The sequence below is a fragment of the Lactiplantibacillus sp. ME-2 genome, assembly GCF_022549155.1.
In the GTDB taxonomy this organism is placed as follows: domain Bacteria; phylum Bacillota; class Bacilli; order Lactobacillales; family Lactobacillaceae; genus Lactiplantibacillus; species Lactiplantibacillus plantarum.
Window position 1 is genome coordinate 20,231 of sequence record NZ_JAKZEQ010000013.1, and the last position, 23,064, is coordinate 43,294.

Consider the following 23,064-nt stretch of genomic DNA (forward strand, 5'->3'; position numbering starts at 1 on the left):
AGTCGGATATGACCAATTGATTGAACGATAATTGGTTGGTAAAAGAATCGAATTGGCTGGTCTTAAGGAGGTCAAAACATGCAAGTGTTTTTACAAGGATTATTATTTGGAATTGTTTACATTGCACCAATCGGGATGCAAAACTTATTTGTGGTTTCGACAGCTATTGAACAACCATTGCAACGGGCATTGCGGGTGGCTTTAATTGTAATTGCGTTCGATACGTCGCTCTCCCTGGCTTGCTTTTATGGGGTGGGCCGATTGTTGCAGACCACTCCCTGGCTCGAATTAGGGGTGTTGTTGATTGGGAGTTTATTGGTCTTTTACATTGGCTGGAATCTGTTGCGGCAAAAGGCCACGGCAATGGGGACCCTCGACGCGGACTTTTCATATAAAGCAGCGATTCTGACCGCTTTTTCGGTAGCATGGCTGAATCCGCAAGCACTGATTGATGGTTCCGTGTTGTTGGCGGCGTTTCGGGTGTCAATCCCGGCGGCACTGACCCATTTCTTTATGTTGGGGGTCATCCTAGCATCCATTATTTGGTTCATCGGTCTGACCAGCTTGATCAGTAAGTTTAAACATCTCATGCAACCACGAGTCCTACTCTGGATCAATCGAATCTGTGGTGGCATCATTATTCTATACGGCGTGAAGTTGCTAGCAACCTTCATCACGAAAATATAGTTGCGGTTACCTCTGACAATCGGTATGCTAGTCGTATTGGACTTTTTATGAGAGGGACGATACGCATGAAGATTGCTGGTTTCGGAGTGGAGGCCTGGTTAAACGCACATGAGCGTGAAGCAACCACTGATATTAGTCAAAGCTCAATCGCAGCCTTAACGATGGCAGAAATTGCGGCTTTAGACGACCAACAAGCACCACAGGATTTTTACGAAGAACTAGGGGCGGCCCGGATGGATTATGGCTGGATCGAGGGCTCACCACGATTTAAAGAACTCGTTAGTCAGTTATACGAGCAAGTGCCAGCAGCCAATGTTCTCCAAACAAATGGGGCGACCGGGGCTAATCATTTAGCAATCTATAGTTTGGTGGAACCCGGCGATCACGTGATTGCACTGTACCCGAGTTATCAGCAGCTGTATGATATTCCCAAGTCATTGGGCGCTACGGTTGATTATTGGCATATTCATGAGTCAGCGGGCTGGTTGCCGGATATTATGGAACTGCAACGCTTGATCCGGCCGGAAACAAAGATGATTTTACTCAATAATGCCATCAATCCGACTGGGAGTTTACTAGATCGAACACTGTTAGAACAGGTCGTCACATTAGCTCGCTCAGTTGGAGCGTACGTTTTGGCCGATGAGGTCTACGAGCCACTGGATGAAACCCCGTTCGTCTCAATTGCCGATTTATACGAGCGTGGAATTGCGGTCAACAGTTTATCCAAGACCTATTCAGCGCCTGGTATCCGGATCGGGTGGACGGCGACACCTAGTCAAGCCATTGCTGATATTTTTCGGAAGTATCGTGATTATACGATGATCTGCGGGGGCGTTTTGAATGACCAACTGGCCGTTAGAATTTTAGCGCACCGCCAACGCGTTCTGGCGCGAAATCGGGAGCTAGTCAGTCGCAACCTCAAAATTCTGACAGAGTGGGTCGCACAGGAACCGCGGGTCGAATTGATTACGCCACATGGCGTTTCAGTGTCGTGTATTAAACTAATAGTACCGATCGATGATGAGACGTTCTGTCAACAATTACTGCGGGATACCGGTGTTTTATTAGTGCCTGGTTCACGTTTCGATATTCCGGGGCACGCCCGCTTAGGTTACTGTACGGATACGCCGACGTTACAACGGGGTCTGGATTTATTAGGGCAATATTTACGCCGCTTTGATTAGTTACTAGTGGACTGGTAACCGTGGTTGACTCATTACTTTTAAATAATTATACAAATTTGTTTAAGCACATTTTCCTAATAGTGGCGGAAAATGTGCTTTTTGAAGTTCTGTGCGTAGTTTGCCAAGTGAATATTTGCTATAATGTATTCATTACAAGATTTGGGGAGGTTTCGCGACATGAAAAAGTCAGAGCGCCAAGCAGTTATCGAACAATTAATTAGTGAATATCCGATCGCTACCCAGGAAGAATTGATGGCTAAGCTTAAAGCAGAGGGCATTGCTGCGACGCAAGCGACGATTTCGCGCGATATCCGAGAGATGCAGATCGTTAAGACGCCGGATGAGCACGGTCAGACGCGGTACGCGATTTTTAAAACAACTAACAAAAATGAACAGGACCGGCTATTTGAAACGCTACACGATGTGGTGACGAGCATTGACCGTGTTGAATTCATGAATATTATTCATACGCTACCGAGTAATGGGAATCTATTGGCGGCGATCATTGATGATTTGAACTTGCCAGAAGTGAGTGGGACCTTGGCTGGTCACGACACGATCTTTGTCGTGAGTCCGAATACGACGGTGGCAAAGCAGCTATACGAATCCTTTGCTAGTCACATTAGTAATGAAGACTGACTGTGGTGAGCAGTCTAATTGGTTGCACTAAGCCGTCGTTCACGGTATGATTATTGTCATCAAAAGAGGTGTGAGATATGAAATATACGAAGAAACGGGCGCCTCGAAAGAATCAAAAACAACGCGATGCGACCTTCGATAAATTTAAACAACAACAAAATGAGCTCAACGCTAACCGCCGGGGTGTCCGGCGCAAGTAATGGCTGAGCTAGCTTTCAAGTATGTCATATGGACGGCTCGGAAGCTTTTTTTGTTTATGGCCGTTTTATCGTAGTGACCTTTAATCTGGTTACAACACGTGGCCTAAATCAGTGATTTCGGCAACAACTGGCAAACATCGGGTTATCTACAAAATGAGTTGCGTTTGATTGTTGAAGATTTTTTCAAGGTTGTGGTCAATTACTGAGCATCGGAAAATTTATGATACAATTGTAAAAGCTAACAAGTAACGCGGACGTTGTGACAGGTGCGTCGGCTGAACAAGGGGAAGATTATGCAAAAAAATGGTTTTTGGGCCACGATCAAAGACGGCTTACGAGTCATTGGCAATTGGTTAGCACCCTATTGGCAGCGATTCGCTGCCGTCGTCGGCTACCAATGGCACCGGCGACAAATCACACGGTGGCTAATTGTACTCGTCTTGACCGTCATCTTAATTGGGAGTGCCTATTTAACTTATGAAGCCAAGACGGCTAAAATTGGTAATTTACAGGCGGAGCTAGAAAAGACAACTGAAATCTATGATAAGGACAATAAAAAGGCCGGTTCACTCTATTCACAAAAGGGAACCTATGTCCATTTGAGTAGTATTTCAAAAAACTTACAGAACGCGGTAATTTCGACTGAAGACCGTAATTTCTATAAAGAACATGGTTTCTCAGTCAAAGGAATCGGGCGGGCATTTGTCCTGCTCGTTATCAATAAGATACTTGGCCGTGACTACATTAGTGGTGGTGGGAGTACGTTGACGCAACAATTGGTCAAAAACGCCTACCTAACACAACAACAGACCTTCTCACGTAAGTTTCGGGAAATCTTTTTGGCGATTGAAACTGAAAATGTCTATTCTAAGGGCCAAATTTTAGCGATGTATTTGAATAACGCTTATTTCGGCCACGGTGTCTGGGGAGCTGAGGATGCGTCTGAACGATATTTTGGCGTACACGCGTCAGAGTTGTCTGTTGACCAGGCGGCGACCTTGGCCGGAATGCTGAGCTCGCCCAGTGGTTATGATCCAATCAATCATCCGAAAGCGTCTACGGCTCGTCGAAACGTCGTCTTGAATAACATGGTCGCTAATAATAAGCTTTCCAAAAGTGAGTATAAGCTTTATTCGCAAAAGGCGATGACGCTGACGAATAACTACCATTATGAAAGTGGTTATAATTATCCATATTATTTCGATGCGGTGATTGATGAAGCAATTAATAAGTACGGGCTAACGGAATCTGACATTATGAATCGGGGCTATAAGATTTATACGTCGCTTGATCAAGATGATCAGACACAGATGCAAGATTCTTTTAAGGATAGTACGTTGTTCCCGGCCAACGCGGACGATGGTACGAAGGTCCAAGGGGCCTCAATTGCGGTTGATCCGTCGACGGGTGGTGTGTTAGCCGTAGTCGGTGGTCGGGGCAAACACGTCTTCCGGGGCTTTAACCGTGCGACTCAGATTAAGCGGCAGCCGGGTTCGACGATCAAACCGTTGGCAGTGTATACACCAGCACTACAAAATGGTTATACGTATGATTCGAACCTTTCTAATAAGAAGCAAACTTTTGGGGCCAATAAATATGCGCCCAAAAACTATGATAATGTTTATAGTAAATCGGTCCCAATGTATACCGCGTTATCGCAAAGTATGAATATTCCGGCGGTTTGGTTATTGAATAAGATTGGTGTGAATAAAGGGTATCAATCGGTGAAAAAGTTTGGCTTACCCGTTACCAAGTCGGATGATAACCTGGCACTTGCCTTAGGTGGTTTGACGACGGGGGTATCACCTGCTCAAATGACCAGTGCCTATACAGCGTTTGCGAATGGTGGTAAGAAAACGACGGCCCACTTTATTACGAAAATTGTCGATGCTAGTGGCAATGTCGTTGTCGATAATACGAAGACTAAGACGAAGAAAATTATGTCCGCCAGCGTTGCTAAAGAAATGACCAGTATGATGCTTGGCACGTACAATAGTGGGACCGGGGCTGCGGCCAAGCCGTATGGATACTCGGTTGCTGGTAAGACTGGGAGTACGCAGGCTGATTACAGTACGGGTTCGGGAACGAAGGATCAGTGGATGATTGCTTATACCCCGGACATTGTGGTCACGACTTGGATCGGATTTGATACGACGAACAGTACTCATTATTTGAAGAGTTTATCTGAAAATCAACTTTCCTCGTTATTCAAGAATGAATTACAAAATATTTTGCCGAATACGAATAATACTAGTTTTGGTACGAAGGATGCTGCGACGCTGGCGACCGAATCTAATAGTAGTGATTCGGATAGTTCCGATAGTGGATCATCCGTATGGGAAAACGTTGAGAAGGGCGCTAATGCAGTTAAGAACAAGGCTAAAGACTGGTTCTCCAAAGCCAAAAGTTTCCTTGGCAACTAGTAAAGCTAGCTTCTGAACGTACTAATGCTATTCAAGTTCCGTTAAAAATGCTAAAATAATGACGACACATACTTCGAGGAGGAACTCACGATGGCCGTAAATATTTACGATACTGCGAACCAATTGGAACAAGAATTACGTCAGACTAAAGAATTCAAGGAATTAAAGGTCGCTTATGACACGATGAAGACCAATGACAGTGCCTTTTCACTGTTTAAGGACTTTCAAGAAGTTCAGATGCAATTGTCACAAAAGCAGATGAATGGGGAAGAATTGACGGATGACGAAGTTCAAAAGGCCCATGATTTAGCTGATAAGGTTGGCAACGTTGACGAAATTAAGTCCTTAATGGGTAAAGAACGTAACTTGAACCAATTGATGAATGATTTAAATCAAATTATCACTAAACCAGTTCAAGAATTATACCAGAACTAAGTAAATTAAGGATCGAGGGGCAATGACGGAATCTGTTCCGTGATTGCCCCTTTTTTAGTGGGGGTTATCATGAAATTTCTACACGCGGCAGATTTACATTTAGATACACCGTTTCAAGGACTGAGTGGCTTAACACCAGCTTTGCAGGAACGGTTAGTGACGGCACCACTGAGGGCACTCAGCCGACTAGTCGATTTGGCGGTGGCTGAGCAAGTCGATTTCGTCCTGCTCGTTGGTGACTTGTTTGACCAACAGGGCCAAAGTGTTCAGGCCCAGGCGGCACTGATGACGGCGCTAGCGCGGTTGAATACGGCTTCGATTCCGGTGCTGCTATCGCTCGGTAACCATGATTTTCAAGCGGATTTAAGTCGCTGGCACTTTCCGGCCAATGTGCACGTGTTTGGCCCGCAGGTAACAACGGCTACCTTAACGACTGTGGCACAAGAACGGGTCGCGATTAGTGGGTTTAGCTATGCGCAGCGGTGGGTGACGACGGACCCAGTTGATGATTATCCTGTTAAAGCCACGGGCGTTGATTATCAGATTGGTACCTTGCACGGTCAGATTGGTGTGGCGGGTGACCACTACGCCCCGTTCAACGTTAGTGAATTATTAACGAAACATTATGATTATTGGGCACTTGGTCATATTCATCAGCGGCAAACGCTCAATTCGCAACCACCAATCGTATATGCCGGCAACACGCAGGGGCGCCATCGCGGTGAAACTGGGGCGAAGGGGTGCCTCATTGTGAATAGCCAGGCCGATCAGACCTTGCAACCAGTATTTCACGCCTTGACTGATATTGAATGGGCGGATTGGACGCCAACGCTCACTAGTCCAGAACCCATGTCCCGTTCACATATCGTCCATCAGTTAGCTGATCAATTATCATTGAAGATGGTTACCGGCTTAAAATTAGTAACGATTACGTTACCAGCTAGTCTTCAACTGAGTGCGATGGCGGAATTAGCCTTAAATCAGGGGGCCATTCTAGCCCAGTTGCAGGAACAGGCAAATGAACATTGGTGGCCGGTTGCGATTGAGCAAGCAACGACGGATACGATGACCCCCTTGTTTGGTATTAACGCGACGACCTGGCAACAAGTTGGTGAGCAGGTTGTGACCGATCAAGCAGTCGCTGAACTTGCAGGCAAACTCTTGGATGAAGACTTTCTGAACACTGCGTTGCTGGAAGATATGTCACCCACTGCTTGGCAACAACAAGTGGTGCGACTCTTAAATGATCAGTACCATTTAACGACGGGGGTGAATGATGATGCAGATTAAGCGTCTTGAAATTGCGGGCTTTGGCAAATTTCAACAGCAGCAGTTCGAGTTTGGTGATGGGCTTCAAGTGATTTACGGCCTCAATGAAAGTGGTAAATCAACAATACGGGCCTTTATTCTCGGCATGTTATTTGGTTTTCCCTCCCGCCGTCACCCACTTGAACGCCATGAACCACAAGGTACGAATCAGTACGGTGGTTCGATAGAGCTAGTGGTTGACGAGACGACATACCGGTTGACCCGGTTAGGTGATCAACCCGCTACCTTGGTGAACGTGCAGACGCAGGCCGCTCAACCGCTGGCCTTACTTGACAAGTGGTTAGCGCCTTATGATCGTGACCAGTATTTGCGATTGTTTACGTTTAACCAGGCTGAATTGACGGCGCTCAAAACTATGCACGCCAGCGATTTGAACGTGCAATTACAACAAGTCGGATTGGTGGGCAGTGCACCATGGCGAGAAACGGCGACTACGTTACGGACAGATGCGGAGGCGTTATATAAGCCCCGCGGCCGCAAACCCAGGTTGAATCAAGCATTGCAGCACTATCGCATGTTGACAGAACAGGTCAAGGCGGCCAAGCAACGGTACCCAGAATACGAAACATTACAAAATCGATTGCTGGATTTGCAGGCACAACGGACAAGTACCCAACGTGATTTAACCAAGTTGGATCATGAACAACAACAGCTCGCCAATTTACGAAATCAGTGGCCGGTCTATCAACAATTGCAGCAACTGCAAGCCACTAATATGACGACGACACTAACTACGGCGACTAGGACACGCTATCAACAATTAAGCCAACAGCGAACGGACTTGCAACACGCCTTGGCGAGTGCACGTCAGCAATTAAGTCAGCAACCAGTTGATACACAATCTCAAGGACTAGTTGGCTTCTACGTCCAACATCAAGACCAGTTTGACCAATTAGAAGCTCAGTTACCAACCCTGCAACAAACCTTAGGCCAATACCAAACGTTGACCCAGCAGGGAAGTGCTGCCAAGGCTGATTTTCAAGCGCAAAGTAATGCACATCCTGAGCTGTTAGGTTGCCTCTCTCCGCACAAACAGGCCGCAATCGAGACCTTGAAGGCGACGTTGGCAGCGACGGCGAACACGCGTCGCCAACATCCGGCCCCGAATAGTCCATCGCTTGATTGGCGCTTGATTGGTGGTGCAATCGGGATTGTCGCGGGATTATTGCTACCATTAGGCGGCTTTAAATGGATCTTGATGTTAGCAGGTGTGGCCCTACTTGGTTGGTTTGGGATGACCCGTAGTCAGGGTAAACCGGTGCAAGCAACCGACCACTTATCAGACCAATTAGTGGCTGCTGGTCTGGCACCGAATCTGACTGCCAGTGAAGCCTTACAGCAATTGGAACTAGTCGCGGCACTGCAACGCGCACAAGCTGCGGTCACGACTGCTGATCAAGCATTAGCAACACAGGCTGCCAAACTCTGGCAATTGATTCAGCCTTATCAATTTGCGGCAGGATGGATTCCTGTTGATCAGGATCATTTAACGACAAGTGTTACTCGAATTGCCCAATTCTATGATCAAGTCCATCAAGTGATGCAACAGCAGACCATGTCCGGCCCCGACTTTGCCTTTGTCCAGCGGCAGGTCCAGCAGTTGACGCAGCAGGTCCGTGATCTGACCGAGCAGCTACAGGCGTTAGCAACGACCAACGGTTTAGCGGATGTAGACGCGTTGACGCAAGCGGTTAGTGATGCCGAAAAGCAAACGGCCAACGCCACGAGTCGTCAACAATTACAGCAACAACTCAGTTCTGCTGAGCTATCGGCGTTAAAGCAGTATACGTCGCTTGAAGCGTTGCAAGCGGTACTGGCTGAAAGACGGCAACAACGTACCCAAACGGCGCAGCAACTGACACAGTTAGCTACGGACATTGCCACGGCGCAAGCACAACTCCAAGAGTTGACGGCGGATGGCCAGTACGCTACGCTACGTCAGCAACAGGCGGATCTACAAACGGAAATCACAGTCATGGCACGTCAATGGCTAACGCGGCAGTTGGGTGCGAACTGGATCGATACGGCGCTGCAGGCATTGACACAACAGCAATTACCAACTGTTTTGACCGCAGCAACCACGATTTTCGCGCAATTAACGGCACAGCGGTATAATAAGATTGACTTAGACGGTGATGAAATGGTTGTGAAGACGGCAACAACGCAGTTCATGGTCGCGGAACTTTCAACGGCGACTAAGGAACAGTTGTACTTGGCTTTACGGCTAGCGTTGATCAATCATTTGGGCCAAGCAGCTCAGCTACCACTAATGATTGATGATGGCTTGGTGAATTTTGATGAGCAACGTAAGCAAGCTGCTTGGCAAGTCTTAGCAGCAGTTGCTCAGCATCATCAAGTGCTCTACTTTACGAATGAGACAGCGGCACTGACCCAACTGAAGACAGCGACTGTACAGCAGTTAACCTAGGGGGGATAACATGGCAAAGAAGTTATTTGATTATCAATTAGATGAAACCGTGGATGGCTATTTTTTGTTGAAAGATTCGGAAGTTCGCATCGCCAAGAACGGCAAGAAGTTTTTAGCCATTAATTTTCAGGATACTTCCGGCGAGATTTCCGGGAAGTTTTGGGATGCAAACGATACAGATGTCGAAAATTTTCAGGCAGGTCGGATCGTTCATTTGAAAGGTAAACGCGAAAACTATCAGGGTAATCCGCAAATCAAAATTCAACAAATGCGGCTCACTCATAGTGGCGAACCGCAAGAAGTGCAACAATTTGTGGAACACGCACCACTAAAGACTGACACGATGGCGGACGAAATCAATCAGTTTGTCTTTGAAATTACTGAACCTAATTGGAATCGAATTGTTCGCCACATGTTAACAACATTTCATGACCGGTTCTTTAGCTATCCCGCGGCGAAGAAAAATCATCACGCGTTCGCCGGTGGCTTGGCCTATCACACGTTATCAATTTTGCGCTTAGCTAAGGCAGTTGCCGATCAGTATCCCCACGTTAACCGGGCCTTACTATACGCCGGTGCGATTTTGCACGACATGGGTAAGACGATTGAAATGTCGGGGCCGGTCTCGACGACTTATACGTTGGCAGGAAACTTGGTCGGTCACATTGTCCTGATCGATGAACAAATCGTGGAGACTTGTCAACAGTTGAAAATTGACGAGCAGTCGGAATCTGTTTTAGTCTTGCGGCATACGATTCTTGCGCACCATGGTTTGTTAGAATATGGGTCACCCGTTCGGCCTCATATTATGGAAGCTGAAATCTTACATGACTTAGACGAGTTGGACGCGTCGATTCAAATGATGCAGACTTCACTTGGACACGCAGAACCGGGCACGTATACGGAGCGGATCTTTGCCATGGACGGTCGTAACTTTTACCGGCCAACTGGTGATCAAACGAAGGGTGAATTATCAGACGAACAAAACTAACTAAATCGATACGGTGTTTGAAAGAACTGTTGAAATCAATGATTTTAACAGTTCTTTTTGTGACCTTTATTTTTGATGACGAATTCCATTGGGGTGGGTGAGACGTTGCACCATTAATTAGCGTGGGCCGTTATTAAAGATAAAATAAAAATTTTAATTGCAATTAATATCCTGACATGATAAGTTACTACGAGTGATTAGTTGTTATCGTTGACCATTGCATACGTGTTGAATTAGGGCACGTTGAGCAGTATTGGCGTGCACGATGCGCGTAATCTAGCGGCCAGACTGATTGATTAAACGATAATCCGGCAACTGTGGCACGTGACGGGACCGTCACAGAGACAAATGATTTAAAATTGCACGCATTAGGGGAGATTATCGGGATGAACGAACACGAAGCATATGTAACGACATTTTATTGGCTCGCGGATTGTTGGTTGGAAACTAGCTATCTGGGACTTGAGGATGAATTTGACGACGATGAAATCGATGACGCCGTCAAGTCACTACTAAATCGGATGCAAGCCGGGGCAATTTATGAGGTAACGGCGGATGATCCAATGTGGCAAGCATGGAAGCGGGCAGTTAGGGCCGTGCTTACGCCCAATGATCATGCTGAACATGAAGTTGATGAGACCGACGGAGAGGATGAATTAGTGCTGCCAGCTGGGGTACGACCAGAACGTCAATTAGAAGAAGTTCAAGCCTATGCAGCGATGAACGCGTTTTTGCAGGCACAAAATCAGGAATATCTGCAAGAAATTGGTAAACGGGCGGCCACTCAGGTCAGTGGTGCCGGGTGGCAAGTGTGGCGTGCACATCGCCAGAGCATGCATCCGGAGTTTGCCGCCCCGCTGACGTTGACTGCTGAACAATTACCAGCCGTGATGTGGGCCTTTTTCGATAAGTACCAGGATACTGAGGACTCTTTTGAGATTTTTGAATTGGTTAACCAGCTTGAACAATGGCAAAAAAGTGCTGATCGAGATTTGGACGCGCAATGGTCACAGCTTGTGGCGAAAAGTCAGATTGATCCGGCCGCAATTACGCTCATGCAGGGCTTGTCGTTAGCTATTGAGTTCTTTGATCAGTTTGAGTGGGACGGTGATTTGACTGCCAAGGCAACTTTGCAGAATAAATTGATGCAACGCACGCTCGATGACACGCTCAATGATGAGACGACAGCCAACTGGGCGGATGCCTGGCAACACTGGGATTTAGCAGATCCGTTGACAACTGAACAGTGGGCCCGACGGTTTGATCCGGCGGACGACTATGAAGAAGATGAAGACGAGAGTGAAGAAGATGACGCGGATCGGCCAGCTTGGCAACTTGGTGCGAGTTATAGTACCGTTTTGATTGCAATGCGCTTAGTCGCTTACGGTGTACTGCGGCCTGAGAGTGTGCCTGGTATGGCAACTGTGAAGATGGCGAACCGTGCACTGGCAGCTACCGTCAGTATTGGTATCGTGTTAGTTGCTTGGCTGGTCACAGCTATTCTGATTACAATTGTAATTTGGGGATGGCGGTGGCTGCGTAAGCTGATTTTTTAGTGCAGCTGAACGGCCAACTGAATCACAATAGTGCCGATTGACTAGGCTGAAGTTTGTGAATCTAGTAGTTGAAGCTGAAAGGACGGGGTGTCAGTGGTAGTGCTTCATGATGGTTCGTAACTCGGACAGAAAGTCGGCATCTAAATGGGGCGATTGTCCTAATTGTAATGGTGCCAATGGCTGATATAACGTTGGTATGTCTGGCCTTAACGGCTGGTTATTGAAGTATTGCTGACCATGGATTTTGACGGTCGCTTTGAGCGTGCCAATCGTCATGACGGCCACGGCGGTATTTAAAAAGACGTCACCATTGAGACTAGTATATCCAGTGGAAGAACGCCCAACTAAAGTAACGTGCGGGTTACGTTTTAGCGCCATGATGGTCACCTCCGCGGCACTCGCTGTCTGGTTACCAATAATGGTATAAATATGACGAAAGTGGGCCGCCGTTGGTTGCGAAAAGTTAAAGTCATCTTGACCGAGTCCACCAGTGATTCGGCCATGGTACATCATACGTGGCCGGTTGCGATGATGGTTCGTGATGCCGATGTAGAGGGTGCCGTCTGGAATGATGGCGGCCAGGCCAGCAATCATCGGTGCCGAACTACCACCAGTATTTGCTGCGAAGTTTAAGATTAAATCGGCTGTCGGCTTAGTTTGTTTAATCAGGTGCTGGAGTTGTGTCCAATACTGTTTTTGTAATTGGTGCTGACTGCTGTAAAATGCTGGCACATTGATGATGGTGAGGCCGGCACTCATTGTCTTGGTCGGACGGGTGGCATGTTCGACTTGGCGGAGATTGGCGACGGCGAATGAATGTAAATTTGCAGCGCGCAGAATTTGATTGAGTTGGGTCAGTGACGTGATTTTGCGACCATGATCAGTCGCATGCAACATGGCTTGCCATTGCGTGCGATGGTTGATAATGCCATATTTTGACATGTAGGTGATAGCCGGCATAGCGTTGAAGGACGCACGGAGCCGATTAGAAGCGGAAAGACCAAACGTTAGGACTATCGAAATTAGACCTACCAGTCCGTAACGGCATTTATTCGTTATCATGATAAGCCATCCTTACTTTTCGTGACTAGATTAGCATGTATTGGTTAGCTAAATTGTAGGCGTGGCGTCAAAATTTCGCAACGAAAAGCATATCTTAACTGATGCGTCTTTGAAATAATGGTTCCTGTTAAAATACCCATCTACATTGGCCGTCTTAACGGCTAAGTAGATGGGTATTTGTTGTATCATGAAATTGTTGACGATTGTGCCAGATCGGCTTCTAACTGGGTTAAGAAGATCGTCACCAAGTCTTTTTCCACCTGGTTCAGTGAATGCTCGGCTGGAAAGGCAATGAAATAATTCAGGGACATTAACGCTTGGGGCAAAGGTAAGATGTTATAGCGTTCTGGATCAGGCTGGGTATGCACACTGTCTGGTAAAAAGGTAATACCCAGTCCAGCAGTGGCTAGTTTGGTGATGGTGGCGGTATTCGTGCTCTCAATTACGATATTCGGTGTCACGTTGTGCTTTTGTAATAAGTAGTCAACTTGGCGTCGAATCGATGACCCGTGGGGAGACAAGACTAGAGGCGCTTGTAGCAGGTCGTTAAGGGGTAGCGCTCCCGGATTAATGAAGGCCTGATGGGGTTGGTACCAGTTGACGGTGTTCGGGATAATCGCGTAGTACCCGTCCCGACCGCGGTCATAACTTTCAAGCCCCGGCGCGATGGTTTCCGGATTTTGACCAATTAAGAAGTCCAGCTCACCGTGGAGCACGCGCTGTTCGTTGCGACTAGCGATATCTTCGGTTAATTCGATCTTAGTGGCCGGGTGGGCTTTCAAAAAAGCAGGTAAAAATAGGGGCAATAAGTAATAGCCGAGGCTAGATAAGACGCCCAGCCGAATTACTTGCTGGTTGGCATGTGTGTATTGCCTAATTTGCTTATTAAAGTAATCCTTCTCGTTTTCGAGCGCCGTCAAATATTGATAATAAGTCCGCCCAGCCGTGGTCAGTCGCAGTGGCGTGACTTCACGATTGATGATGGTGACGCCCAATTCTTTTTCAACATTGCGGATGCTTTGGGTGAGGTAAGGTTGTGAAATGTAGAGATCTTTAGCCGCCCGGGTAAAATTGCCGTGCTTGAGCAACACATCTAAAAACCGTCGCATTTCGCTGGAATCTGATTTTGGCATAAAGCGCCTTCCTCTCGCATTGTGATTAGGTGAGTATTCGTTTGATTGCTGATTTGGTCATGTTGAGTTAGTTGCATCGCCATAAGGACGTTCAAAACATGTTCAATAAGTTCTGTCAACATCCTGGCGATAGTGGCTAAATAGCATTATGACCAACCATTTTAACATGATTAATTTTAACGCGAATCGTCGACATAGTAAATTTGTTATCGGGGTATAGATAAATAAATATTTCACAAGCGGAGCGCTTTCACGTACACTAATCAGTATTAAGAGTGGCCAATCATTCAATAGCTACTCGTCGAAAACGACTGTTTAAATCATCCTGAAAGGATCTGAAATTATGAAATTTGTTGGGATTGTTGGGACGAATGCAACCAAATCGACCAACCGGCAGTTACTGCAATATATGCAACGGCATTTTCAGCAACAAGCCACGATTGAAATTTGTGAAATAAAAGATTTACCGGCTTTTAATGAACCGGAAGACCGAACAGCACCAGTAGCAATTCAACAGCTCAGTGATAAGATCACCGCAGCAGATGGCGTGATCTTTGCCACGCCGGAGTATGATCATTCAATTCCGGCCGTACTAAAAAGTGCAATCGAATGGCTGTCATATACCACGCGGCCGTTAATTAATAAACCAGTTATGATTGTTGGGGCCTCGAACGGCTCACTGGGAACCTCACGCGCTCAAGCGCACTTACGCCAGATTTTAGAAGCGCCGGAATTAAAAGCACTGGTGATGCCAAATATTGAATACTTACTAGGCCGTTCACTACAAGCTTTTGATGATCAGGGCGACCTGACTTATCCGGATAAAGTTCAGGAATTAGACAATGCGTTTGGCGAATTCATTGATTTTGTGGATTTAACGAATAAAATCATGCCGTCGAGTCAGTTTTTCGAAAAGAGTAAGCAGTTCTCGTGGCGGCAAGTGACTGGGGAGGAATAAACATGAAATTTGTTGGAATTGTTGGAACGAATGCTCAGCATTCGTACAATCGGATGTTGCTGGAATTTATGCAACGACATTTTGCGACACAAGCCGAAATCGAAATTTTAGAATTGACTGATGTCCCGATGTTTGATGAATCGAATGATCAAACTGACAGTACCATCATTCAAAACTTTGCCACTAAAATTGCGACGGCTGACGGGGTTATCATTGCCTCACCGGAACACAATCATTCCGTGCCTTCCGCGTTGAAAAGCATTATTGAATGGTTATCATTCAAAATTCACCCATTAGATGGTCAAGCAGTAATGATTGTTGGGGCTTCATACAGTGTCCAAGGATCGTCACGCGCGCAACTACACCTGCGCCAGATTTTAGACGCTCCCGGTGTTAACGCCAGTGTCATGCCCGGTTCAGAATTCTTATTAGGTCGTGCCCAAACGGCTTTTGACGATCAAGGTAATTTAAAGGTGCAAGGGACGGTTGATTTTCTGGACAGTTGTTTTGCAAAGTTTCAGAAGTTTGCGACCATCGTCGCCGAGATGCGGGCACCAGAAGCGCTTAGCTTTGCCCCGGGTACTTATCAGGTGACGGCCACTGGACATAATGGCGAATTGCCAATGCGAGTGACCCTTTCCGCTGACCGGATTGAAAATATTGAAATTGATACCAGTAGTGAAACGCAGGGGATTGCCGATGTGGCTTTTGAACGCATTCCCAAGGAGATTATTGCGGGTCAAACGCTCGCTGTTGATGCGATTTCCGGGGCTTCAATTACCAGTCATGGTGTTATCGATGGGGTCGCTCGTGCGGTCAAAGAAGCTGGTGCCAATCCTGATGATTTGAAGAAACGGCGTGCGACTAAGCAGGTCGCTCAACCTGCTGTCAAAGAAGTGACGACTGATGTCGTAGTGGTTGGTGCTGGTGGGGCTGGTTTGACGGCAGCGGCCAAAGTGTTACAGGCTGGTCATCAAGCCGTTGTCCTAGAAAAATTCCCAGCTGTCGGTGGTAATACCGTTCGCGCTGGGGGGCCCATGAATGCGGCTGATCCGGATTGGCAACGACAGTTTGCAGCTTTGCCAGGTGAAAAGCAAACGTTGAAGGATCTGAGTGAGCGTGATGAAAGTACAATTGCACCTGAATATCGGGCTGATTTCCGTAAATTGAAACAGCAGATTGACGCATACCTGACTGCCAATACCAATCAAAAGGGCACCTTATTTGATTCAACCTTGTTACATCGGATTCAAACTTATTTAGGTGGTCAACGGACTGATTTGAACGGTCAAGAGATTCACGGTCAGTATGATTTGGTAAAAGAATTGACGGATAACGCCCTGGATTCAGTCAAGTGGTTACAATCGATTGGTGTGAAATTTGATGAAAGCCAAGTGACAATGCCAGTTGGAGCCATCTGGCGGCGCGGGCATAAGCCAATGGGCGATCTAGGGTTTGCTTACATCAAGACTTTACGGGCCTTTGTTGAACAACAGGGTGGTACGATTATGACGGAAACGCCGGTAAAAGAATTACTGGTGACGGATGGGCAAGTTCGTGGCGTCATTGCGACTAATGCGGCTCATGAGAAAGTTATTGTCCATGCTGATGCGGTGATTTTAGCTTCTGGTGGTTTCGCAGCGAATACTAAAATGTTACAAAAGTACAATACGTACTGGACGGCCATCGACGATGATGTCAAGACGACTAATTCACCCGCAATGACTGGTGATGGAATTCGGCTAGGAACTAGTGTTGGTGCAGCATTAGTTGGGATGGGCTTCTCACAAATGATGCCGGTATCTGATCCGGAGACCGGCGAATTATTCAGTGGGCTCCAAGTGCCACCGGCTAACTTTGTGATGGTAAACCAGCAAGGAAAACGGTTCGTCAATGAGTACGGCAGTCGTGATGAGTTAACTCAGGCGGCCATTGATAATGGGAGTCTCTTCTATTTAATTGCCGATGATGAAATTAAAAAGACGGCTTACAACACGACACAAGCTAAAATTGACCAGCAGGTGGCGAATGGGACCTTGTTCCGTGCTGATACTTTGACAGATTTAGCGCAACAAATTGGCATGGACCCGGCAGCCCTGACCAAGACGATTGCGGATTACAATCGTTACGTTGATGCCGGCGAGGATCCTGAATTTCATAAGACGGCCTTTGATTTGAAAGTTGCCGTGGCACCATTTTACGCAACGCCGCGTAAACCAGCAACCCACCACACGATGGGGGGCTTGAAGATTGATCCGGATGCTCACGTTTTAAATACGGACGGTCAGATTATCGACGGGCTATACGCGGCGGGAGAAGTAGCCGGTGGAATTCACGCGGGTAACCGGCTAGGTGGTAACTCGCTTAGTGATATCTTTACGTTCGGTCGAATCGCGGCGGCTCATGCTGTTGCTGAGCACGTTGATCCGGTGACGGCCTAAGGCAATTATTAAGTCGCTACGTTGGTTGAGTCGTGTTAGTGTATAATCGACCGTAGAGAGAAGCAGATCGACAAGGGAGATTATCACATGCAAAAACCAATGCCAGTCGCGGTGACGAACATTGCGGACAATATTACGCACCAACCAGCTTATATGACGATTGTTTTAAATGATCACAAGTATTCGACCGCGCGCAAAAAGACGCCGTTTATCTTGAAAGCGTTGAATGAGGGCGCGGCTGCTCATGGGCGTTTGACGATCACGCCTAGTCGGCTGAGTTTGGCCGATGAGCGCGGCACAGTCTTTCAAACCTTGGCGCCAATACCCACAGTCATCACGGACGTCGAGCTGGGATTGTATCGCTCAATCGTGCGGCAACTTGGTAATGGCGTACGAATGAAGGCCCGTTACACATTGGCGGTGACGTTGACCAGCGATACCGCTACTTATCAGATGTTAAATACCGATTTGTCAGTGTTGAAACCGCTGTTGGCTTGGATCACCGACTTTCATCTTCACTTAACCGATTCGTTACAATTGGCAACCAGTGACATCGACTGGCCCAATTTGACGGCTGATCAATTTGAAGCATTGACAAAGGGCACCCCGTACTTTGCTTGGCAACAGACGATTGGGGCCCACTGGTAAGTAAAATTAAGAACTACAAAATATGAAGCCAGACTTTCGATAATAGTCGAAAGTCTGGCTTCGTTTTTTATTATAAAATTTCACCGATAAAGTCGCCTTTAGGTAATTGTTGGAAGTCGTAAGTTTCAAAATCACTCACTTGTTTGGTATACCAGTGTAAGCTTTCGGTAATCATCAGGTTGACGGCCTCATCTTTTTCCTGCAAGGCGATGATGGGCAAGTCGCGCATGGTAGCCACACCTAGCTCGTAGGCGGTACCAGAATCTAAGTTTTTGGCTTCAAAGTCTAAGACAGTCACGATGACTTGCGCGGCCGCAATTTGGGCCATGTCACGGTGGAAAATTTCGGTCGCCCAAGCTTTGGTGAACTGTTCGGCTTGAGCGTCCTGGTGTAGACGTGGTGAATAAAAATCCGTGACCGTTGGATTTTTTGCTAAAGCTTCCTCAAGTTGTGTGACCCGCGTCACTTGTTCGGGACTGAAAAACGGACTAGCAATATAAATTTGTGCCATGAAGATACTCCTTAAAGTTAATTTAGTAAAAAGACTAATGGCTTAATTTTAGAGATTTTGGGGGTCAACGTCAATTTGTTTTTAACTACTAGCTTGTGGCCACAGATCAATCCGGTCAAGTTTCGAAGGCAGTAACGTTACCACAAACGAGCGAGAATCACCAGAGCTTGCTCATTGCAATACTTGGACTTGCCTTATTGTTGTTGATGCTTGTATGGTTACCAGCTAAATAAGTTATTGTTTGACTGAAATTAGAATGCAATGGATTTAGAGTTATACAGTGGGTTTTCAGAAATTATGAAGGCCCATTTTTGTGAGCTTAAATGAATTGTTGTGGTTAATAATAAGTCCGTCACTTAATCTTAAATAAACCGGTTTTGAAGATTCGGTTGGAATTCTGAATGGTTCGTAACACAAGGTTATTTCCGCATTTTCTTTGTACCGGTTCGTAATAATGGGTGGTACTAGCACGGGGGTTAAGTTCGGATAATTTGTTAATGGTTGGTACCGAAATCGTTGCTTTGTTTGAATTGCGAGGAAGATATTGGTACTATCAATTTGAACTATTGAGCTGTGTGACCACTGACAGTTGCCTAGGTCAATGGTTGGATGATTGAGATAAATAATTACAGTAATAGTCGTAAGCTTGCCTTTGAGGATTGTGGGTGTCAGGCATTAATGATTATAAAATTAGTCGTGGATAGTTGTGGGGGCAGATATTCTGCGTTATTAATGATACCGGAATGTTTTTCGTTAAGTGTCTAATTTGGGCCACAATCGCATGGGCGCTAATGATACCGAAAGTTGCAATTATAATTGTTATTTCGTAAAACTATTTGAGTCATATTGGGGGAATTAGCATGCAAAATCCACGGTTAACCATTATTGTGCCTTGCTACAATGAAGAAGCGGTGTTACCTAAGTCTGCACACATCTTGGATGGTATCTTGACGGATCTGATCCAACACAAACAGGTCAATGCGGCAAGTAAGTTATTATTTGTTGACGATGGTAGTCAAGATAAGACTTGGAAACTGATTAAGTCGTTGGAAAAACAGTACTCAACCGTGACGGGTCTTAAGTTTAGTCGTAATTTTGGTCATCAAAACGCGTTGATGGCTGGGATGCAGGTCGCCAGTCCGACTGCTGAAATAGTCATTACGATTGATGCTGATTTGCAAGATGACCCACAGGTGATCCCAGAAATGGTGGCACGCTATCGTGCTGGTAGTGATATTGTATTAGGTGTCCGCAAGGATCGAAGTAGTGATTCACTTTTCAAACGATGGACCGCGGACGGCTTTTATCGGCTAATGAAGCGTATTGGTGTGCAATTAGTACCTAATCACGCCGATTTCCGTTTGCTAAGTCAACGGGCAGTTCAGGCACTGTTAACCTATGAGGAAACCAATTTATTCTTGCGTGGAATCGTACCACGACTAGGTTTTCCAACAACTAAACTTTATTATCATCGCCAACCACGTTTTGCGGGTGTTTCAAAGTATCCATTACGTAAGATGGTGGCTTTTGCTTTTGATGGGATCACGTCATTTTCAATCGCACCGATTAAAGTAATTTTATTGTTCGGTATGGTGATTAGTGGCGGTAGTTTGATGATGATGCTATATGCGTTAATACAAGGATTACTAGGGACCGCAACGAGTGGCTGGTCCTCACTCATGACAAGTCTATGGTTTTTAGGTGGGATGCAATTGATTGGTATTAGTATTGTTGGCGAGTATGTAGGAAAAATTTTTGCGGAAGTCAAGCACCGGCCCCGCTATATTATTGAAACGGATGATTATACGGCAACTCAACAGCCAGCTATTGTGAATTCGCAACGGGTGCACGGATGAAGGCCGTGGTTAAGAGCGTCAATTGGCTGGCGGCCGCGGTATTGGTCGTCGCAGTTGGCATGGCGTGGTTGCAACCGATTCACTTCTTCGGCAACCCGGACTGGGCGTCACCGGTCGTTCAATTAGCCATGGTTCTGGGATTATTGGTCATGACGATGGCTGGCCGGCAGGTGCTCAAACAGTTATCATCTCGTCAGTATCGTTGGCTGTTGATTGGGCTGGTCGGCTTAATCGCCATCGTGCAAATATTGATTGCCACTAGTTTTGTTGACGTGGCGCGGGCCGACCCGTTTTTCGTTCGGCAGCAGGCACTGTTATTAGCGCGGGGCAGCCATCATTGGCAACATTATTTTATGATTTATCCCAATAATGTGAATTTTACGTTATTAGTTGCGAATCTGCTCAAGCCATTATTGAAACTGACGCAGACGCCCTGGGTATTATTAAATGTCATCCGATTTATCTGGATCGATACCGGACTAATCAGTGGGTTATATTTACTAAACCGTTGGCGTTACTGGCAACCGGGGGCGGTCTCATTTAGTTTGTTGTGGCTCGTCAGTGTTCCCGTGGCCGCATTTGGACTATTTGCATATACGGACGCCCTCGTTTTGCCACTACTTCCAGACAGCTTGGCCTTGCTCACACTCGGACTAAGCTTAACCGGCTGGCGTCGTTGGGGCGTTTTGATTGGTGATGGGTTATTGGTGGCCGTGGGCGTGGTGATGAAGACTAATCTCATTGTGCTCTGGCTTACTCTCGTATTGATGGGGATCATCTTGTGGTGGCAACGACAATTCAGTGGTCGGCAAATGTTAGGCTGGCTCGTTAGTTTAGTGATGACACTCGGGGTGATGTTTGCGGTGATGCGAACTGCCCAACAGCAAGCGGGTTATACGCGCCAAGCTGATGCCGCCTTACCGGCAACCAGCTGGATTGCGATGAGCTTGAACCCCCAAAGCTCGGGTGAGTACCGACATGGCGATTTTGCGCGCGTTAATCAGATGCCAACTGCGGCGGCCAAGCGCCAACAGACCCAGCAAATGATTCAGCAGCGGTTACATCAGATGGGCGTTACGGGGACCCTCGTACATTTACTCAAAAAGATGCGGGTCTTCTGGGCGACTGGCGATTTTGATAGCTTTAAGTTGACCACCCAGTGGATTCGTGCGCCCCGCTGGTATTTGAATCATCAACGCCAGCTTCAATTTTGGCTGGTTCTAATGACGCAAACGATTTACCTGACGATGCTGGTGCAAGCAATCGTGACTTTGATGAAGCGGCGCGAGTGGGCCGTGACGTTCGTCGCCCTGGCAATTCTCGGTTTAACGGCTTTTCATGTCGGACTTTGGGAAGTAGAAGGGCGCTATGCGTTGCCGCTATTACCGGGATTGATGCTCCTCAGTATTGTGGGTGGTCGTGAGTTGCCGGTATGGCACCTTAACCGAGTAATGCGGCGCCAACTGACGTGGTTGGTCGTCGTATTGGCGGCAATCAGTGTGGTTAGTTTGTGGCAGACGAGTCAGGCGACGCGGATTACTGATGTGGTACGTGGCAATCAGGGAAATGGGCGTTATGTTGTGTCCACGGTTCAAAAAATTGGACCGGGTCACGCTGTTACAACGCCGTTAGCCGTTAGTGGTAAAAGTAATGTTTTACGGTTGAAGCCAGTTGCGACGCATGGGCGCGTAACAATTACCTTGACTAAGGGGGCGCATGTTGTCAAACGGTGGCGGGGCTCGGCCAATGAGCTGACCACTTTGAATTATCCGTTGACAGCGGCGGGCAACCTGCGATTAGCGATTAAAAACATTGGTCAGACGCCCGTCCGGTGTGGTGTGATGGCGGCCAACTACAGCCCGTTAACAGGCCGGGTGACGGCTAAGCGGCACGCGTACTTACAAGTCGTGATAAAACAGCAGTTTATTAAGCCGCACGCGTTAACAACGGGTGCCGCCAGTCTAGCAGTTGTCGGCTGTGTGGCGCTGGCGACCATTTTGGCGTTAGGTCGGTTACGGCCAGAAACTGAATAATAAAACTTGAAGCGAAAGTCTTAATAACTGGTGTTGCCAGTGTTGGGACTTTTATTTGTGGTTAAACGAAATATAATAGCCGTTAATTTGGGTGACTTATCAAGGTGAGGTGAATTCAAATGGTTCAAATTATTGCGCATACTTTAGTGACTGCCGGGCACGACGTTTTAATTTTAAAACGCAATCAGTTTGAGCGTGGGCGGCCGAATGTTGATGCCAGCTATTGGGATCTGCCCGGTGGGAGTGCATTAGCTAATGAATGACCGCAAGTAGCGGCCAAACGCGAGTGTTGGGAAGAGACAGGCTTGAAAGTTCAAACTGAGCGCGTTATTTGGGAAGATGCCACCTTTGACAAGGCTAAAAATCAGGTGTACACGCGTTTAGTGTATAGCACACAGGCATTCGTTACTAGACCGGCAATCAACTTAGAACTTACTGAACATATGGCCTTTCTTTGGATGAAACCTGAATTAATTTTGACTAATATAAGAATTGTGTCCTATCTAAAACCGATATTAACGCGACTGGTTTAGCAGTTACGGCGACC

20 protein-coding genes and 1 pseudogene are annotated in these 23,064 nt (G+C 46.8%); 18 read left to right on the top strand and 3 right to left on the bottom strand.

Annotated features, from left to right (window positions below):
* Positions 1 to 78: 78 nt before the first annotated feature.
* The 10 genes from MMY95_RS06590 to MMY95_RS06630 all read left to right on the top strand — a co-directional run bounded on the left by MMY95_RS06590 (position 79) and on the right by MMY95_RS06630 (position 11,875).
* Positions 79 to 687: a LysE family transporter gene (locus tag MMY95_RS06590; protein ID WP_003645229.1), complete on the top strand. Its 609-nt coding sequence runs from the start codon at positions 79 to 81 to the stop codon at positions 685 to 687.
* 65 nt (positions 688 to 752) lie between these two features.
* A complete protein-coding gene (locus MMY95_RS06595) occupies positions 753 to 1,874 on the top strand; it encodes an aminotransferase (RefSeq protein WP_241277556.1) in 1,122 nt (373 codons plus the stop codon).
* Between the two features lie 177 nt (positions 1,875 to 2,051).
* Entirely contained in the window at positions 2,052 to 2,513 is a 462-nt protein-coding gene (gene argR / locus MMY95_RS06600) for an arginine repressor (protein WP_003644266.1), read from the top strand.
* 77 nt (positions 2,514 to 2,590) lie between these two features.
* Positions 2,591 to 2,713, top strand: coding sequence for a hypothetical protein (locus MMY95_RS15915; RefSeq protein WP_003643109.1), 123 nt, complete (start codon positions 2,591 to 2,593; stop codon positions 2,711 to 2,713).
* A 293-nt stretch (positions 2,714 to 3,006) separates the two neighbouring features.
* Positions 3,007 to 5,136, top strand: a complete 2,130-nt coding sequence (locus tag MMY95_RS06605) for a PBP1A family penicillin-binding protein (protein ID WP_104795654.1) — start codon at positions 3,007 to 3,009, stop codon at positions 5,134 to 5,136.
* Positions 5,137 to 5,226: 90 nt separating this feature from the next.
* Positions 5,227 to 5,571: a YlbF family regulator gene (locus tag MMY95_RS06610; RefSeq protein WP_003643106.1), complete on the top strand. Its 345-nt coding sequence runs from the start codon at positions 5,227 to 5,229 to the stop codon at positions 5,569 to 5,571.
* A 69-nt stretch (positions 5,572 to 5,640) separates the two neighbouring features.
* Entirely contained in the window at positions 5,641 to 6,861 is a 1,221-nt protein-coding gene (locus tag MMY95_RS06615; protein WP_053267617.1) for a DNA repair exonuclease, read from the top strand.
* The gene (locus MMY95_RS06620) at positions 6,848 to 9,328 is read left to right on the top strand and encodes an AAA family ATPase (protein ID WP_202861342.1); all 2,481 of its coding nucleotides are present in this window, start codon (positions 6,848 to 6,850) and stop codon (positions 9,326 to 9,328) included. The genes MMY95_RS06615 and MMY95_RS06620 overlap by 14 nt, the downstream gene beginning before the upstream one ends.
* A 10-nt stretch (positions 9,329 to 9,338) precedes the next feature.
* On the top strand, positions 9,339 to 10,319 hold the full coding sequence (locus MMY95_RS06625) for an HD domain-containing protein (protein ID WP_053267619.1): 981 nt from the start codon (positions 9,339 to 9,341) through the stop codon (positions 10,317 to 10,319).
* A 317-nt stretch (positions 10,320 to 10,636) separates the two neighbouring features.
* Positions 10,637 to 11,875 (top strand): hypothetical protein, encoded by a 1,239-nt coding sequence (locus MMY95_RS06630; protein ID WP_202861344.1) that lies wholly within the window; start codon positions 10,637 to 10,639, stop codon positions 11,873 to 11,875.
* A gap of 90 nt (positions 11,876 to 11,965) precedes the next feature.
* Here the strand turns inward: MMY95_RS06630 and MMY95_RS06635 are convergent, their stop codons facing one another.
* Together MMY95_RS06635 and MMY95_RS06640 are read right to left on the bottom strand one after the other, a co-directional pair.
* The gene (locus tag MMY95_RS06635; RefSeq protein ID WP_053267621.1) at positions 11,966 to 12,937 is read right to left on the bottom strand and encodes a S41 family peptidase; all 972 of its coding nucleotides are present in this window, start codon (positions 12,935 to 12,937) and stop codon (positions 11,966 to 11,968) included.
* 185 nt (positions 12,938 to 13,122) lie between these two features.
* Entirely contained in the window at positions 13,123 to 14,070 is a 948-nt protein-coding gene (locus tag MMY95_RS06640; protein WP_003643099.1) for a LysR family transcriptional regulator, read from the bottom strand.
* A gap of 343 nt (positions 14,071 to 14,413) precedes the next feature.
* On the opposite strand from MMY95_RS06640, the gene MMY95_RS06645 reads away from it, so the two are divergent.
* The 3 genes from MMY95_RS06645 (at position 14,414) to MMY95_RS06655 (ending at position 18,117) form a co-directional block, all read left to right on the top strand.
* Positions 14,414 to 15,028, top strand: coding sequence for an NADPH-dependent FMN reductase (locus tag MMY95_RS06645; protein WP_003643097.1), 615 nt, complete (start codon positions 14,414 to 14,416; stop codon positions 15,026 to 15,028).
* Between the two features lie 2 nt (positions 15,029 to 15,030).
* Entirely contained in the window at positions 15,031 to 17,469 is a 2,439-nt protein-coding gene (locus MMY95_RS06650) for a flavocytochrome c (RefSeq protein ID WP_046810985.1), read from the top strand.
* A gap of 87 nt (positions 17,470 to 17,556) precedes the next feature.
* Complete coding sequence (locus MMY95_RS06655) at positions 17,557 to 18,117, top strand: hypothetical protein (RefSeq protein WP_003643095.1); 561 nt, start codon at positions 17,557 to 17,559, stop codon at positions 18,115 to 18,117.
* A 70-nt stretch (positions 18,118 to 18,187) separates the two neighbouring features.
* Here the strand turns inward: MMY95_RS06655 and MMY95_RS06660 are convergent, their stop codons facing one another.
* Positions 18,188 to 18,628: a nucleoside 2-deoxyribosyltransferase gene (locus MMY95_RS06660; RefSeq protein ID WP_053267624.1), complete on the bottom strand. Its 441-nt coding sequence runs from the start codon at positions 18,626 to 18,628 to the stop codon at positions 18,188 to 18,190.
* Between the two features lie 95 nt (positions 18,629 to 18,723).
* On the opposite strand from MMY95_RS06660, the gene MMY95_RS06665 reads away from it, so the two are divergent.
* The 5 genes and pseudogenes from MMY95_RS06665 to MMY95_RS06685 form a co-directional block, all read left to right on the top strand.
* Entirely contained in the window at positions 18,724 to 18,861 is a 138-nt protein-coding gene (locus tag MMY95_RS06665) for an LPXTG cell wall anchor domain-containing protein (RefSeq protein ID WP_015380221.1), read from the top strand.
* 627 nt (positions 18,862 to 19,488) lie between these two features.
* Entirely contained in the window at positions 19,489 to 20,484 is a 996-nt protein-coding gene (locus tag MMY95_RS06670; protein WP_053267625.1) for a glycosyltransferase family 2 protein, read from the top strand.
* Complete coding sequence (locus MMY95_RS06675) at positions 20,481 to 22,517, top strand: hypothetical protein (protein ID WP_202861347.1); 2,037 nt, start codon at positions 20,481 to 20,483, stop codon at positions 22,515 to 22,517. Before MMY95_RS06670 ends, MMY95_RS06675 begins: the two co-directional genes overlap by 4 nt.
* A 119-nt stretch (positions 22,518 to 22,636) precedes the next feature.
* Positions 22,637 to 22,780 (top strand): hypothetical protein, encoded by a 144-nt coding sequence (locus MMY95_RS06680; protein WP_003645216.1) that lies wholly within the window; start codon positions 22,637 to 22,639, stop codon positions 22,778 to 22,780.
* A 12-nt stretch (positions 22,781 to 22,792) separates the two neighbouring features.
* Positions 22,793 to 23,050 (top strand): annotated as a pseudogene (locus MMY95_RS06685) (NUDIX hydrolase); the annotation flags it as partial.
* Between the last annotated feature and the right edge of the window lie 14 nt (positions 23,051 to 23,064).

Coding starts and splice junctions, on each gene's coding strand:
- MMY95_RS06590 (WP_003645229.1), top strand. CDS start 79: ATGCAAGTGTTTTTACAAGGATTATTATTTGGAATTGTTTACATTGCA.
- MMY95_RS06595 (WP_241277556.1), top strand. CDS start 753: ATGAAGATTGCTGGTTTCGGAGTGGAGGCCTGGTTAAACGCACATGAG.
- argR (WP_003644266.1), top strand. CDS start 2,052: ATGAAAAAGTCAGAGCGCCAAGCAGTTATCGAACAATTAATTAGTGAA.
- MMY95_RS15915 (WP_003643109.1), top strand. CDS start 2,591: ATGAAATATACGAAGAAACGGGCGCCTCGAAAGAATCAAAAACAACGC.
- MMY95_RS06605 (WP_104795654.1), top strand. CDS start 3,007: ATGCAAAAAAATGGTTTTTGGGCCACGATCAAAGACGGCTTACGAGTC.
- MMY95_RS06610 (WP_003643106.1), top strand. CDS start 5,227: ATGGCCGTAAATATTTACGATACTGCGAACCAATTGGAACAAGAATTA.
- MMY95_RS06615 (WP_053267617.1), top strand. CDS start 5,641: ATGAAATTTCTACACGCGGCAGATTTACATTTAGATACACCGTTTCAA.
- MMY95_RS06620 (WP_202861342.1), top strand. CDS start 6,848: ATGATGCAGATTAAGCGTCTTGAAATTGCGGGCTTTGGCAAATTTCAA.
- MMY95_RS06625 (WP_053267619.1), top strand. CDS start 9,339: ATGGCAAAGAAGTTATTTGATTATCAATTAGATGAAACCGTGGATGGC.
- MMY95_RS06635 (WP_053267621.1), bottom strand. CDS start 12,937: ATGATAACGAATAAATGCCGTTACGGACTGGTAGGTCTAATTTCGATA.
- MMY95_RS06640 (WP_003643099.1), bottom strand. CDS start 14,070: ATGCCAAAATCAGATTCCAGCGAAATGCGACGGTTTTTAGATGTGTTG.
- MMY95_RS06645 (WP_003643097.1), top strand. CDS start 14,414: ATGAAATTTGTTGGGATTGTTGGGACGAATGCAACCAAATCGACCAAC.
- MMY95_RS06650 (WP_046810985.1), top strand. CDS start 15,031: ATGAAATTTGTTGGAATTGTTGGAACGAATGCTCAGCATTCGTACAAT.
- MMY95_RS06655 (WP_003643095.1), top strand. CDS start 17,557: ATGCAAAAACCAATGCCAGTCGCGGTGACGAACATTGCGGACAATATT.
- MMY95_RS06660 (WP_053267624.1), bottom strand. CDS start 18,628: ATGGCACAAATTTATATTGCTAGTCCGTTTTTCAGTCCCGAACAAGTG.
- MMY95_RS06670 (WP_053267625.1), top strand. CDS start 19,489: ATGCAAAATCCACGGTTAACCATTATTGTGCCTTGCTACAATGAAGAA.
- MMY95_RS06675 (WP_202861347.1), top strand. CDS start 20,481: ATGAAGGCCGTGGTTAAGAGCGTCAATTGGCTGGCGGCCGCGGTATTG.
- MMY95_RS06680 (WP_003645216.1), top strand. CDS start 22,637: ATGGTTCAAATTATTGCGCATACTTTAGTGACTGCCGGGCACGACGTT.